At 53.6% G+C, this 13,365-nt stretch carries 12 protein-coding genes; 6 read left to right on the forward strand and 6 right to left on the reverse strand.

Going from position 1 to position 13,365, the window contains the following annotated elements; translation table 11 throughout:
- Window position 1 precedes the first annotated feature (1 nt).
- Window positions 2–940 carry a histone deacetylase family protein gene (locus LZ463_RS18005; RefSeq protein WP_241457323.1) on the reverse strand — a complete coding sequence of 313 codons (939 nt, stop codon included), beginning with the start codon at window positions 938–940 and terminating at the stop codon, window positions 2–4.
- Window positions 941–1,256: 316 nt separating this feature from the next.
- Here LZ463_RS18005 and LZ463_RS18010 point away from each other — a divergent pair, with 316 nt between their 5' ends.
- The 5 genes from LZ463_RS18010 to LZ463_RS18030 all read left to right on the forward strand — a co-directional run bounded on the left by LZ463_RS18010 (window position 1,257) and on the right by LZ463_RS18030 (window position 7,023).
- On the forward strand, window positions 1,257–2,177 hold the full coding sequence (locus LZ463_RS18010) for an AAA family ATPase (protein ID WP_241457201.1): 921 nt from the start codon (window positions 1,257–1,259) through the stop codon (window positions 2,175–2,177).
- Between the two features lie 56 nt (window positions 2,178–2,233).
- Complete coding sequence (locus LZ463_RS18015; protein WP_241457202.1) at window positions 2,234–3,208, forward strand: DUF58 domain-containing protein; 975 nt, start codon at window positions 2,234–2,236, stop codon at window positions 3,206–3,208.
- A gap of 2 nt (window positions 3,209–3,210) precedes the next feature.
- Window positions 3,211–5,223, forward strand: coding sequence for a transglutaminase TgpA family protein (locus tag LZ463_RS18020; protein WP_241457203.1), 2,013 nt, complete (start codon window positions 3,211–3,213; stop codon window positions 5,221–5,223).
- 160 nt (window positions 5,224–5,383) lie between these two features.
- Window positions 5,384–6,409 (forward strand): lytic murein transglycosylase B, encoded by a 1,026-nt coding sequence (gene mltB / locus LZ463_RS18025; protein WP_347176280.1) that lies wholly within the window; start codon window positions 5,384–5,386, stop codon window positions 6,407–6,409.
- A 314-nt stretch (window positions 6,410–6,723) separates the two neighbouring features.
- Window positions 6,724–7,023, forward strand: coding sequence for a hypothetical protein (locus LZ463_RS18030; protein WP_110257001.1), 300 nt, complete (start codon window positions 6,724–6,726; stop codon window positions 7,021–7,023).
- Between the two features lie 209 nt (window positions 7,024–7,232).
- Here the strand turns inward: LZ463_RS18030 and cysM are convergent, their stop codons facing one another.
- The 3 genes from cysM to LZ463_RS18045 form a co-directional block, all read right to left on the reverse strand.
- Window positions 7,233–8,135 (reverse strand): cysteine synthase CysM, encoded by a 903-nt coding sequence (gene cysM, locus LZ463_RS18035; protein ID WP_241457204.1) that lies wholly within the window; start codon window positions 8,133–8,135, stop codon window positions 7,233–7,235.
- A gap of 261 nt (window positions 8,136–8,396) precedes the next feature.
- On the reverse strand, window positions 8,397–8,882 hold the full coding sequence (locus LZ463_RS18040) for a ComEA family DNA-binding protein (RefSeq protein WP_241457205.1): 486 nt from the start codon (window positions 8,880–8,882) through the stop codon (window positions 8,397–8,399).
- A gap of 140 nt (window positions 8,883–9,022) precedes the next feature.
- Window positions 9,023–9,916 carry a LysR family transcriptional regulator gene (locus tag LZ463_RS18045; RefSeq protein ID WP_241457206.1) on the reverse strand — a complete coding sequence of 298 codons (894 nt, stop codon included), beginning with the start codon at window positions 9,914–9,916 and terminating at the stop codon, window positions 9,023–9,025.
- Window positions 9,917–10,095: 179 nt separating this feature from the next.
- Here LZ463_RS18045 and LZ463_RS18050 point away from each other — a divergent pair, with 179 nt between their 5' ends.
- The gene (locus tag LZ463_RS18050; protein WP_241457207.1) at window positions 10,096–10,902 is read left to right on the forward strand and encodes a DODA-type extradiol aromatic ring-opening family dioxygenase; all 807 of its coding nucleotides are present in this window, start codon (window positions 10,096–10,098) and stop codon (window positions 10,900–10,902) included.
- Window positions 10,903–10,968: 66 nt separating this feature from the next.
- On the opposite strand, the gene rfaE1 is transcribed toward LZ463_RS18050, so the two are convergent.
- Window positions 10,969–11,886, reverse strand: coding sequence for a D-glycero-beta-D-manno-heptose-7-phosphate kinase (gene rfaE1 / locus LZ463_RS18055; RefSeq protein ID WP_241457208.1), 918 nt, complete (start codon window positions 11,884–11,886; stop codon window positions 10,969–10,971).
- Between the two features lie 11 nt (window positions 11,887–11,897).
- Window positions 11,898–13,271: a UDP-glucose dehydrogenase family protein gene (locus tag LZ463_RS18060; protein ID WP_241457209.1), complete on the reverse strand. Its 1,374-nt coding sequence runs from the start codon at window positions 13,269–13,271 to the stop codon at window positions 11,898–11,900.
- Window positions 13,272–13,365 lie beyond the last annotated feature (94 nt).

Below are 13,365 nucleotides of genomic sequence, written 5' to 3' on the forward strand. Positions count from 1 at the left end.
CTCAGTCGAGATCCGCCAGCACTTTCAAATGAGCGACCACACTGCGCCCCAGAGCCGACAGGTTGTAGCCCCCCTCAAGACAGCTGACGATGCGCTTGTTTGAAAATTCTTTGGCGATCGCCATGATTTCTCTGGTGATCCAGGTGTAATCAGCTTCGACCAGGCCCATCTGCCCCATTTCATCTTCACGATGAGCATCAAAACCGGCAGAAATAAAGATCATTTCCGGTTCAAAGGCACGCAAGGCTGGCAGCCAGCGCTCACTGACCAGCTGGCGCACCACATCGCCGTAGCTGTGTGCCGGGACGGGGACATTCACCATATTGGGAGCTGGATGTTCAGTGCCGGTATACGGATAATAAGGGTGCTGGAAAAAACTAACCATCAGGACCCGTTCATCATTGCGGAAGGCTTCTTCGGTACCATTGCCGTGATGCACATCAAAGTCAACGATGGCAACCCGGCGCAGGCCGCGCGATTCGAGCGCATGCTTGGCCGCGACGGCAACATTGTTGAACATGCAAAAACCCATGGCTTCAGTCGGTGTTGCATGGTGACCGGGCGGGCGAATTGCACAAAAGGCATTTTCAACTTCACCGTCAATGACGGCATCTGTCGCCGCTACGGCGGCACCGGCGGCCCGCAAAGAGGCGCGCCAGGTATAGGCGTTAAGCGATGTATCGGCATCAAGCGGGAAATGCTCGTATTCCGAGCGTTCTGAAGGACAGTTTTCCCGTATCCGGTATATCGCATCTGCCGTATGTACCCTGGCCAGGTCAGCCTCGCTGGCTTGCGGCGCTTCACGGTGGTCAAGGAAATCACTGATGCGGCTGGCGATCAACTGATCATCGATCGCTTGCAGGCGTTCAGGCGATTCAGGGTGCCATGATCCCATTTCATGGCGTTTGCAGTCAGCATGGGTGTAGTACGCAGTAGTCATGTCTCTTTGCCAGAGCAGCGTCAACATACGCCGCGCCAGGATGTACCAGCGCGCCATATTCAGTCAACGTCAGTCGACGCCCTCTTCATTTTATCTGTCTTGACAACAGTTTCACCCTATTTGAACGATTTTGCAAATCCGTCTGTCTGAAACTTTTCACCACAGGCAACAGTTTCTGATATTTCGGTTTACACTGTATCCAGGGATTTGCCCTCCTATTCGCGGCTAGCGTTTCATGGCTAACGGATGCAGGGCGAGCGTACGTCATATGCAAAACAAGCAGGTAATGAGCAAACCATTATCAATAAGGAAATACATGTTTTCCAAAGTACATAAAGTCGCAAAACAGGTCAACAGCATCATCATCGGCAAGGAACAACAGATACGCCAGGCTCTGGTCTGCCTGCTGGCCGGCGGTCACTTGCTAATCGAAGACTTGCCTGGCGTGGGCAAGACCACCCTGGCCCATGCCCTGGCAATATCGCTGGGCCTGAAGTTCAACCGACTGCAATTTACCAGTGACCTGCTGCCCGCAGATGTGGTCGGAATTTCTATCTTTGATCGCGAAAAATCACAGTTCATCTTCCATCCTGGCCCGATCTTCAGCCAGGTCCTGCTGGCCGACGAAATCAATCGCGCCACACCCAAGACTCAGTCATCGCTGCTGGAAGCGATGGAAGAAAGACAGGTCTCGGTAGAAGGGCAGACGCGCAACCTGCCCCAACCCTTTTTTGTCATCGCCACGCAGAACCCTGCCCACCAGGTGGGCACCTTTGCCCTGCCAGAATCACAACTCGACCGTTTCCTGATGTGTCTGTCGCTGGGCTATCCTGACGCAGCTGCAGAAAGAGCCCTGCTGATGGGGGAAGACAGGCGCAGTCTTTTGGCGCAACTGCCTGCTGTCATGCAGTCAGATGAGCTGATGCAGGCACAGCAGCAACTCAGGCAAATACATGCTTCGGCCCCCTTGATCGATTATGTACAGTCACTGGCCAATGCCACCCGCCAGGGCGATCTGTTTGCCGAAGGCATGAGCCCGCGCGCATCCATCGCCCTGCTGCAGGCGGCGCGCGCCTGGGCCGCCATGGAAGGACGTGACCATGTATTACCAGAAGATGTGCAGGCAGTCCTGATACCCGTGATTGCGCATCGCTTGCGCCCCCTGAAATCCCAGACCGGCAAGGTCAGCGCCAGCAGTGAGTTACTGGCGCAATTGATGAAGCGTGTCAGCGTCTGACGTCACCCCGGGCGCCTGGTATGTATTGACATTGACCGACACTGACTGACATTGGCATGTTTACTGCAATTCAAAAAAAACTGCGCAGGATGATTTTTCTGGAACACAAGCCGGAAAACGGCGAAGTGTTCCTCAATCAAAGGCGGGTCTTCACCCTGCCCAGCAAACCCGGCATGGTGTATCTCGTTCTATTGCTGATCATGTTTCTGGCCTCCACCAATTACAGCCTCAATCTTGGCTTTGCGCTCACCTATGTGCTCGGTGGCATCGCCTTGATCAATGTATTTTTTGCCTTTCGCAATCTGGCTTACCTGCATTTGCTGGCTGGTCCTGCCAGGGCCGTGTTCGCCGGGGAAGAAACCGAATATACCGTCTACCTGATCAACCGCCGTCCACAGGCGCGCTTTGCCATCAGTGTCGGCTTTGCCGCAAAAGGCCATCCTGAAAAATACGTCGATATCGCCGGTGACAGCCGTGTAACGGTGCAACTGAGCTTCCCGACCCAGACCAGGGGCTTGCAGGCAATTACCCGGATACGTCTGCAAACCTGGTTCCCGCTCGGTTTGTTGCGCGCCTGGAGTACCTGGCTGCCCGACACCCAGGCCCTGGTCTACCCCCAGCCGGAGGCGCATCCGCCACCCTTGCCGGTATCTGGCGCGGGGAATAAAAAAGAAGTTCCCGGTCACGCCGGTGACGAAGACTTTGCCGGCGTGCGCGCCTACCAGCCAGGTGACGCACTCAAACATCTGGCCTGGAAACAGATTGCCAGAGTTGATCCTTCGCTCGGCGGCAACCTGGTGACCAAGCAATTTGCCGGCGGCTCGGGCAGTGATGTCATGCTCGATTTTGCCGCGCTGCCACGCAACCTGGATACGGAATTAAAACTTTCACGCATGACCAGCTGGGTACTGGAAGCAGACCAGCAAGGCCTGGTCTATGGTTTTCGCCTGGGGTCTACACAGTTTGCACCAGCCCAGGGGCCTGAGCATTGCCATGCCTGTCTGCGCGCCCTGGCCCTTTACGAAATCTGAGCATGAAAACCCCTTTCTTCCGCACCATACTGTCGCGCGACAAGGCAGATACCCTGCTGCTGATTGCCGCCTGCACCTTTGTCCTGCTCCCCCACGCAGACCATGTCAAATGGTGGGCCAGTGCCGCTTGTGCCTTGCTGCTGTTCTGGCGCGGTTGGCTGACACTCACTGGCCGTCGCCTGCCGCCTTCATGGTTGCTGCTGCCCATCGCAGTGATAATGATGGCTGGTGTTTTCCTCACACACAGAACCTTCTTCGGCCGCGAAGCCGGTGTCACCATGCTGGTGATGCTGCTGACCTGCAAGCTGCTGGAAATGCATGCCAGACGTGATCTGTTTGTCGTCATTTATCTTGGTTTCTTTCTGTTGCTGACCAGTTTCTTTTATCAGCAGACTATCTTCGCCGCCCTGATTTCCCTGACCGGTATCTGCCTGCTGCTGACGGCACAACTGTCTTTCCACTACACGGGCATCGTGCCACCATTCAGGCAAAGGCTGAAACTGGCTGGTAGCATACTGGGCCTGGCAATCCCGCTCACTATCGTCGCCTTCCTGCTATTCCCGCGCATCCAGGGCCCCTTATGGGGTCTGCCCGGGGATGCCCAGTCTGGCCGCAGCGGTTTGTCGGACTCCATGGCACCAGGCAATATCAGCGAACTGGCACAATCAGAAGAAATCGCCTTTCGTGTCAAGTTTGACCAGGCAGTTCCTGCCAAACCACAGCTCTATTGGCGTGGTGTCGTCATGAACCAGTTTGACGGACGAAACTGGACACAGGAAAGCAGTAAGCCTCTGCTGGATACAAAAACCGATGTCGACTGGATAAGCTACACCGGCCAGCCCGTACGTCAGGAAATCACGCTGGAAGCAAACAAACAGAATTGGTTGTTTGCACTGGACATGCCTGCCGCACCACCGGAAATGGAAGGTAATAGTGATGGCAGTAGCAACCTGAATCGCCTGATGGAAGCGCGTCGTTCACAGATCACGACGGACAGGCTCAAATATGTTGCCATCTCCTATCCTGCATACCGGCTGGAAGCCAATAGCAGTAAGGAGATGCAGGCCCGTTCCCTGCTTTTGCCTGAGGGCTACAACCCCAGGACGCTGGCCTTCGCAGCACAGTTGCGCCAGCAATACCAGGACGACCTGCAACTGGCCTGGGCCGTACTTAACCACTTCCGTACACAAGCCTACAGCTATACGCTGGAGCCGCCACCCCTGGGTCGTAACAGCGCCGACGAATTCCTGTTCGATACCCGGGCAGGTTTTTGCGAACACTATGCCAGTGCCTTTGTGTTGCTGATGCGGGCAGCGGGCATACCGGCCCGTGTGATTGCCGGTTACCAGGGCGGCAGTCTGAACTCGGTGGATGGCTATCTCGAAGTACGTCAATCTGATGCCCATGCCTGGGCAGAAATCTGGGTGGCGGGCAAAGGCTGGATACGGGTTGACCCAACCGCAGCAGTAGCACCCGAACGTGTTGAACGTTCATTGAACTATGCCGTACCGCGCCAGGGCCTGGCCGGCCTGATCAATCTGAGCCCGGACGGGATTTCTGTCTTCAACAAGATTCGCATGCAATGGAGCGCCGTCAACAACTCATGGAATCAGTGGGTGCTCAACTACAATCAAGGCACGCAGATCAGCTTGCTGCATTCACTGGGATTTGAAAAAATTGACTGGACCCAGATCATCCTGGTATTTTTTGTCATCGCCAGTACGATCATGGGCTTGATTGCCTTGCCCATCATGCGCAATAAGCCACGTACAAGTCCACTCGATAAGGTATACTTTTCTTTCTGTCGCAAGATGGAAAAAAAGACCGCAGCACGTGCTCTGCATGAAGGACCACAAGCCTATCTGGAAAGATTGCGCCTCGCCTTGCCGGCGACAGATTTTGAAAACGCCCGGCGTTTCCTGTCACTGTATGCAGCCGCCCGCTATGGCAAAAACCCTGAGCCGGAAAATCTGTTGGTCCGGCGTTTGAAAACCTTGCTGGCTGAATGCCGCTAATTTTTATTGACGTATTTTGAATCCTCTCAATTTCCCTGTTTCCCTCACTGCTCGAAAACCGGTAACACTGACCAGGCAACTGACTTCCTGTCTTTGCCCGCTGCTGATCGCCACGTCCCTACTCTGTAATCAGACCGCCATGGCTGCGGAAAAGAAACATGTGAAAAAGCATGCAGCTGCATCATCAGCAAGCACTGCCAGCAGCGGCAAAACCCTTAAAAAAGAAGAAGGCCATTTTGAGCAGTGGAAGGAAGTCAACAACTTCATCGCCGAGATGGTGAACAAAAATGGCTTTACAGAAGCCGAACTGAAAGCCACCTTCAAGCAGGTCCGCTACACAGAGACCGCCAGACAACTGATGCGTCCGGCACCCGCTGGCAAACCCAAAAACTGGAAAGCCTATCGCGCCCGCTTTGTCGAACCCTATCGCATAGAAAATGGCATCGCCTTCTGGGACAAATATGCAAACGAGTTGGCCAGAGCAGAACAGCAATATGGCGTGCCCGCAGAAATCATCGTCGGCCTGATCGGTGTGGAAACCATCTTCGGCAAACAAACCGGTGGCTTTCGTGTCATGGACGCCCTGACCACACTGGCATTCGATTACCCTGACACACCCAACCGTGATGCGCGTATGGAATTTTTCCGCGCAGAACTTGAAAACATGCTACTGATGGCACGCGAATCTTCGCTGGATCCCTTTGTCTTCAAAGGTTCATACGCCGGCGCCATAGGCTGGCCGCAATTCATGCCTGGCAGCATCAGAAAGTATGCAGTGGACTTTGACGGTGACGGCAAAATCAACCTGACTGACTCCCCCGTGGACGCCATAGGCAGTGTCGCCCACTACCTGGCCGAGCATGGCTGGAAACGCAACTTGCCTGTCGCTTTTCCTGCAACACTGATCGTCAGTGACAAGTCCGAAGCTCTTACCACTGCCTTGGGGAAAGGTTTGACCGCCAGCTATCAATTGCAAGATTTAAAAGCCATCGCGACAACAGCCAGTAGCGAAGCGCCAGCAAATATCCCGTATGGGCTTGTCGATCTGCAAAATGGCAACGAAGCAACGGAGTATTGGCTTGCTACAGAGAACTTCTTTGCTATCACCTTGTACAACCGCAGCTACTTTTACGCGATGTCAGTTTATGACCTGGGGCGGACGATTGCAGCAGCTCGCGGAAAATGAATGCAAATGGTACGTCTTAAGAAGAGATGAAGAAAAATACCTCTTTACAGACCTGTCGCCTCGATTGTTAATTTATGTTATTCTGGTAATAGATTACCGGAATCAACATTGCCATTCGGTATTTTTTAATCTAGAGTGTTGTTATCTTGTTGTCACATTTGCGTATGAATAAAGCAAGGTGTCAAGAGATTTAACAATGGTTTGCTAATTTTCTGACAAGCAAATTCTATTTTAAAGATACAATATTACCGTTTGATTAATTTTTATTGAAGCAATTAAATAAAGCATCAATAGACAAAAACAGCGAGGTAATTATGGCAAATTTGACCCAGCTTGAATCCGATGAAATCGACTATGATCCAAACAATCTGTTGGATACTCTGATCAAGCAATTGCATCTGAAAAATGATGCAGCACTCTCAAGAGCACTGGAAGTTGCACCACCAGTCATCAGTAAAATCAGGCATCGTCGCCTGCCGGTCGGCGCATCATTGCTGATCCGCATGCATGAAATCAGCGATGTCAGCATCAAGGAATTGCGTGAATTGATGGGCGACCGTCGTGCAAAATTCCGCATCAGCGACAAGCAATTCAAACCAAAAGACGCAGCGTAATTCGTCCGAGGTTGACGGTCACCCGATCTTCTTTCTTGATGGTCGGAGACCGCGGCAGAATTGAAAAATACCGAAAGTGCGCCGAAAGCGTGGTTTCGGTATTTTTTTATGCTTGTTCCAGCCGCTGCTTTACTGTTGCCGTCCGCCAACATAAAAAAACGGACACACTTTCCATGCGCCCGTCATTTCAATACCAGTTATTTCTTGGCTCAAGCCGGAAAAACACCCGTCGACAGGTAGCGGTCACCGCGATCACAAACAACAAATACAATGGTGGCGTTTTCTACCGTCTGGGCAATACGCAAGGCAATTTCGCAGGCGCCGGCGGCAGAAATACCACAGAATATTCCCTCTTCCACTGCAAGCCTGCGCGCCATGTGCTCTGCATCTGCCTGCGAAACTGACTCCACTACGTCGACCCTGGCCTTGTCATAAATCTTTGGCATATAAGCTTCGGGCCATTTGCGTATGCCAGGTATCTGTGAACCATCTTCGGGCTGCGCACCGACGATCTGTATCTTCGGGTTTTGTTCTTTCAGGTAAGCCGATACACCCATAATGGTGCCCGTCGTTCCCATGGCGCTGACGAAGTGGGTAATCTCTCCCTTGGTATCGCGCCAGATTTCTGGACCTGTTGTCTCGTAATGAGCGAGCGGATTATCAGGATTGGCGAACTGGTCGAGTATGACACCGCGCCCCTCCGCCTGCATTTGCTCGGCCAGGTCACGCGCATATTCCATGCCGCCAGTCTTCGGAGTCAGCATGATCTGCGCACCATAAGCAGCCATGCTCTGACGGCGTTCTATGCTCAGGTTTTCCGGCATCAGTAAAACCATTTTATAGCCACGCATCGCCGCTGCCATCGCCAGCGCAATACCGGTGTTGCCGCTGGTTGCTTCTATCAGCGTATCACCCGGCTTGATGCGGCCACGTTCTTCTGCCCGCTTGATCATGGACAAGGCTGGCCTGTCCTTGACGGATCCGGCAGGATTATTACCTTCAAGCTTGCCCAGTATGACGTTGTTGCGCAATCGGTTGTTTTCACCTGGTATGCGTTGCAAGCGGACTAGCGGCGTATTGCCAATGGTGTCTTCGATGGTCAGATAGGACATAGTGAGCAGCTGAAAAATGCAAAGTCTTATTCTAATCTCAGTTACCCATAGGTGCTTGCCGCATAAGCACCTGCCGGACCTATGTCTTTATCTGCGACGTCAGCTGTTTTTGTTCATTTAGCTAGAGAAATCAAGCCCTTCACGCATCAAACCAGGCCATCGCACATGCTTATACATATTTTGCATAAGCTAATAAAAAACCCCGGAACAGTTCCGGGGGCCCTGGTAATTCGCACTAATGATGCTGAAGCTACCTGGTTTTCACTTCTTGGCGCTGGCAGATGCCTTGGATGCGGCGGATGCAGCAGAAGCAGCTGCTGGCGTTGCCGGAGCAGTCGGCGCTGAAGCCTTGGCAGCAGCAGATGCGGAGGCTGACGGGGCAGAGGCTTTGTCAGTCTTGTCTGCTTTATCTGCCTTGCTGGCCTTCTCGGCTTTATCTGCCTTGGCAGAAGCAGCAGGTTTTGCAGCGGCGCCCGGCTTGGCCTGGCCATTGACAGTCAAGCCTGCTTCAGACAGCTTGGTAGAATTCTTTTCGCCTATGCCTTTGACGCGGCTTTCAAAATCAGCCCAGTCCTTGAAGGCGCCATTCTTGGTACGCTCTTCGATGATGGCCTTGGATTTGGCCGGGCCTATGCCCTTGATACCATCGAGTGCAGCCTGATCCCCTTTATTGACATCGACATCAGCAAATGCAAAACCTGTAGCAGCCAACAAGGCCATCATTGCAAACAGTAATTTCTTCAACATGCGAACACTCCCTAGAAATTTGAACAGCCATTTTTCAGATATATAGTCCAGTATGATTCCCTGCCCTACATGGACATCAACGAATCCGGCACGGAATCGTTGACAAGTATTTCACAGAAATGTGTCAGTTTGAAGGCAGGTTATGGTACCGAAACCTGATCCCCAAGTTTCTCCAGCAAAAAATCAATAAAGCAACGCAGCTTGGCCGGCATCTGGCGTCTGCTGGCATATACAGCGTACAGATTGCCGTCAAAGCCGGAACCATCTGCACCGACTGTTTTCAGCCTGCCGGTAGCCAGGTCATGATCAACCAGCCATCCAGGCAAGAACGCAGCCCCCATACTGGCCAGCACACAATGGTAGCTCAGGGTCGTGTCACTGGATTTCATGATGGTATTGAACTTCAGTGCGGGGTCATTCGCCAGCGATGGCAGGTTCAGGCGTTCCAGTTGAACATAATTCGGCATGATCATGGCAATGGTCCTCCTTTCGCCAGCCAGTTTTTGCCTGTCCAGAAAAGCCGGTGTGGCAACAAGGTGAAATTTGAGGCTGCATACCCGCCTGGCGATCAGCGATGGTGTAGGGTCATCAGTCACGCGCAGGGCCAGGTCAAAGCCGTCCGCCACCAGGTCTGCCATATGATTATCGAGATGCAGGTCAATGCGTATTTCCGGATAGCTGGAGTGAAATTCAGCCAACAGGTCAGCAAAACCTGCATTGGCACACCAGACTGGCGCACTGATTTTCAATTCGCCGCGTGGTGGCCCGCCAGCCTGTGCCAGGCTAGCGACGGCAGTATCAAGAATATCGAGCGCCTGCCGCCCCTGCTCGAAAAAATTTTTACCCGCCTCGGTCAGGCTCATGCTGCGACTGCTGCGATTGAGCAGACGCGCGCCAAGCTTGCGCTCCAGCCTGGCGATATGCTTGCTGACCATGGGTGCCGCCATGCCAAGCCGGTCAGCCGCCGCCGTGAAACTGCCAGCCTCGACGATTTCGCGAAACACCCTGATGCCGTTGATATCGAGCTCGTCCATGCCATGCCTTTGGGTCGTCAGAGAAGTCTTTCAATGTTTCCATTTATGGAAACAATACAATTACTTTAACACTATCGATTTCCGGATTGAGAAACATTATCATGAAAAATAATGTAAAGCTTGCACGCAAGTCATTCACGTAGCTGATCCCTTTCGATCAGTCATCGCAAAGGACAAATATGAAATTGCCTACCTACTTCATCTCGCACGGCGGCGGCCCCTGGCCCTATATGGAAGATTTACGGCGCGCCATGCATGCGCTGGAAGTATCGCTGGTCGACATACCGCACCAGTTGCCCGAAAAACCCAAGGCGATATTGATGATATCCGCCCACTGGGAAGAGACTTCATTCCGCGTCATGAGCAACCCATGGCCGGGCATGGTGTATGACTATTCCGGTTTTCCCGAGCACACCTACAAAATACGCTACCCGGCCCCAGGCATGCCGGCGCTGGCCGAACAGGTTGTCAGCCTGATCAGGCAAGCCGCTCTGCCAGCACAGCTTGACAGCCAGCGCGGGTTTGACCATGGCGCATTCGCACCGCTGGCAGTCATGTACCCCGAGGCCGATATGCCGGTGGTGCAATTGTCACTACGCACGGGCCTGGACCCGGCAGAGCACCTGGCACTGGGCAGGGCGCTGGCGCCTTTGCGTGACGAAGGCGTGCTGATCATCGGCAGCGGCCTCAGTTACCACAACCTGCGTCGTTTTGGCCCGCTGGCGAAAGAACCTTCATCAAGCTTTGATGACTGGCTGCAGGACAGCCTGGTCGCCAGCAGCACGACAGAAAGAGTCGCCCGCCTGATCCACTGGGAAGACGCCCCGTCAGCACGCATCGCCCACCCCAGGGAAGAGCATTTATTGCCGTTGATGGTGGCAGCGGGCGCTGCAGAAGGAGAAGTCGCCAGTTGCGTTTATCATGAAGAAAACATCTTTGGCGGCGTGGTCGCATCGAGCTTTCGCTTTGGTGCAATAGACAATTAACGACCTGTCAGCGGTAAGGAGCAGGCGAGCCTGAGTGCCTGCTCCTTACCCTTGATCATTACATCATCATGCAGGGAACAGTTCTTCTCGTGTCACGGTCGCTGTACCCAGCTTGCCGACCACAATGCCACCGGCACGATTGGCGATGACCACCGCTTCTTGCATGGATTTGCCCTGCGCCAGCATGACAGCCATGGTGGCGATGACGGTATCCCCGGCGCCAGAGACATCAAACACTTCGCGCGCCATGGCGGGTACATGGGTCACGCCATCGGCAGTGAACAGGGTCATGCCTTCTTCCGAGCGGGTCAGCAACAGACCGTCGAGTTGCAAATCCATGCGCAGTTGCTGGGCCTTTGCCGTCAGTTCTTCTTCGCTGGCCCAGTCACCAATGATCTGCTTTAACTCTGACTTGTTCGGCGTCAGCAGGCTGGCGCCGGCATAACGCCTGAAGTCACTGCCCTTGGGATCAACCAGCACGATTTTACCGGCAGACCTGGCGGCAGTTATCATGGCACTGACATTCACCAGACTGCCCTTGGCATAGTCAGACAACACCACAACATCAAAGCCGGTCAATAAAGAGTTGAAACGATTGAGCTTGTCGCGCAACACATGCTCTGTCGGGCGCTCTTCAAAATCGATGCGCAGCAACTGCTGCTGGCGGCCTATCACGCGCAATTTGATGATGGTGGAAATCTGCTGGTCACGACTCAGGTAAGTCTGTATGCCGGAGGATTCGAGCAGGCGCTCCACACTGTTGCCGGCATCATCATCACCAATCACTCCCATCAATGCAGCCTGCACACCGAGCGCCACCGCATTGCGGGCAACGTTGGCCGCACCACCAAGGCGCTCTTCGCTCTTTTCCACGCGTACGACAGGTACAGGCGCTTCCGGCGAAATGCGATTGACTTCGCCGAACCAGTAGCGGTCCAGCATCACATCGCCGGCAACCAGAATACGTTTAGTTTTTGCGTCCATATGCTGCATAGTTATTTATTCGTGAGTACCGAGCGGCCTATGCCGTGGTATTCAATACCGAGCTCAGTCATGACGTCAGGCTCAAACAGGTTACGCCCATCAAAGATGACCGGTTGCTTCAGTTTGGTCTTGACCAGATCAAAGTCCGGGCTACGGAAGGCCTTCCATTCGGTCACGATGGCCAGGGCGTCAGCATCAGTCAGTGCATCCATGGGATTAGCCGCATAGCGTATGGACTCCAGCAATTCAGGGGCATCATAAAAATCGAGCTCCAGCACGCGTCTGGCTTCCTGCATGGACACCGGGTCATACACGGCGACAGTCGCACCAGAACGCAGCAACTCACCAAGCAGTACGCGTGAAGAGGCTGCGCGCATGTCGTCCGTATTGGGCTTGAATGCCAGACCCCAGACGGCGAAATGACGGCCACTCAGGTTCTGCCCAAAACGCTGCTGTATCTTGTTGCCCAGCACCTGCTTTTGCCTTGCATTAACGGCTTCCACCGCCTGCAGGATCAGCAGGTTCAGGCCATAATCCTGGGCTGTGCGCTCCAGTGCCTGCACGTCTTTGGGGAAACAGGAACCGCCGTAGCCGCAACCGGCATACAAAAAGCTGTGACCTATGCGCGGATCAGAACCTATGCCATGACGAACTGCCTCGATATCGGCACCGACATGGTCAGCCAGGTTGGCCAGCTCATTCATGAAAGAAATGCGTGTCGCCAGCATGGCATTGGCCGCATATTTGGTGAACTCGGCGGAGCGTACATCCATCCAGAAAGTACGCTCGTGATTGCGGTTGAAGGGCATGTACAGCTTCTTCATCTGGCTGCGCGCCTTTTCACCCTGGGGCGTCTGGTCGCAACCGATGACGATGCGGTCAGGGCGCATGAAGTCTTCAACCGCCGCGCCTTCCTTTAAAAACTCAGGATTGGAGACCACAGAGAATTCTGCCGTTGCACCGCGACCAGCCAGCTCTTCAGAAATCGCTGCACTAACGCGGTCTGCCGTACCGACAGGCACGGTAGATTTATCAACGATGACCTTGAAGCCCGTCATGTATTTGCCGATATTCCTGGCTGCTGCCAGCACATATTGCAGATCAGCAGAACCATCTTCGTCAGGCGGTGTGCCGACAGCGATGAACTGTACATCCCCATGTTTGACACTGGCTTCTACGTCGGTAGAGAACTGTATGCGGCCGGCAGCGCGATTACGCGCAACAATCTCTTCGAGGCCAGGTTCATGGATGGGGATGCCGCCATTGTTGAGGATATCAATCTTGCGCGGATCGACATCCAGGCAGAACACGTCATTACCCAGCTCAGCCAGGCAAGCACCTGTGACCAGACCGACATAACCTGTACCAATAATTGTGATTTTCATTTTTTGATCACCAAATAAAAATAAGTCATTCTGTACATCTGAGTATCCAGTAATCCACATAGAGTTTCAGATCACAGCCCTTATTCAACATTCT

The sequence above is a fragment of the Undibacterium paludis genome (genome assembly GCF_022568815.1).
GTDB lineage: Bacteria > Pseudomonadota > Gammaproteobacteria > Burkholderiales > Burkholderiaceae_D > Undibacterium.

Bases quoted from the DNA above. Each gene is read 5' to 3' on its own strand.
- LZ463_RS18015 (WP_241457202.1), top strand. From the start codon at position 2,234: ATGTTTACTGCAATTCAAAAAAAACTGCGCAGGATGATTTTTCTGGAA.
- cysM (WP_241457204.1), bottom strand. From the start codon at position 8,135: ATGTCCTATCTGACCATCGAAGACACCATTGGCAATACGCCGCTAGTC.
- LZ463_RS18030 (WP_110257001.1), top strand. From the start codon at position 6,724: ATGGCAAATTTGACCCAGCTTGAATCCGATGAAATCGACTATGATCCA.
- LZ463_RS18050 (WP_241457207.1), top strand. From the start codon at position 10,096: ATGAAATTGCCTACCTACTTCATCTCGCACGGCGGCGGCCCCTGGCCC.
- LZ463_RS18045 (WP_241457206.1), bottom strand. From the start codon at position 9,916: ATGGACGAGCTCGATATCAACGGCATCAGGGTGTTTCGCGAAATCGTC.
- LZ463_RS18020 (WP_241457203.1), top strand. From the start codon at position 3,211: ATGAAAACCCCTTTCTTCCGCACCATACTGTCGCGCGACAAGGCAGAT.
- LZ463_RS18005 (WP_241457323.1), bottom strand. From the start codon at position 940: ATGACTACTGCGTACTACACCCATGCTGACTGCAAACGCCATGAAATG.
- LZ463_RS18010 (WP_241457201.1), top strand. From the start codon at position 1,257: ATGTTTTCCAAAGTACATAAAGTCGCAAAACAGGTCAACAGCATCATC.
- LZ463_RS18040 (WP_241457205.1), bottom strand. From the start codon at position 8,882: ATGTTGAAGAAATTACTGTTTGCAATGATGGCCTTGTTGGCTGCTACA.
- rfaE1 (WP_241457208.1), bottom strand. From the start codon at position 11,886: ATGGACGCAAAAACTAAACGTATTCTGGTTGCCGGCGATGTGATGCTG.
- LZ463_RS18060 (WP_241457209.1), bottom strand. From the start codon at position 13,271: ATGAAAATCACAATTATTGGTACAGGTTATGTCGGTCTGGTCACAGGT.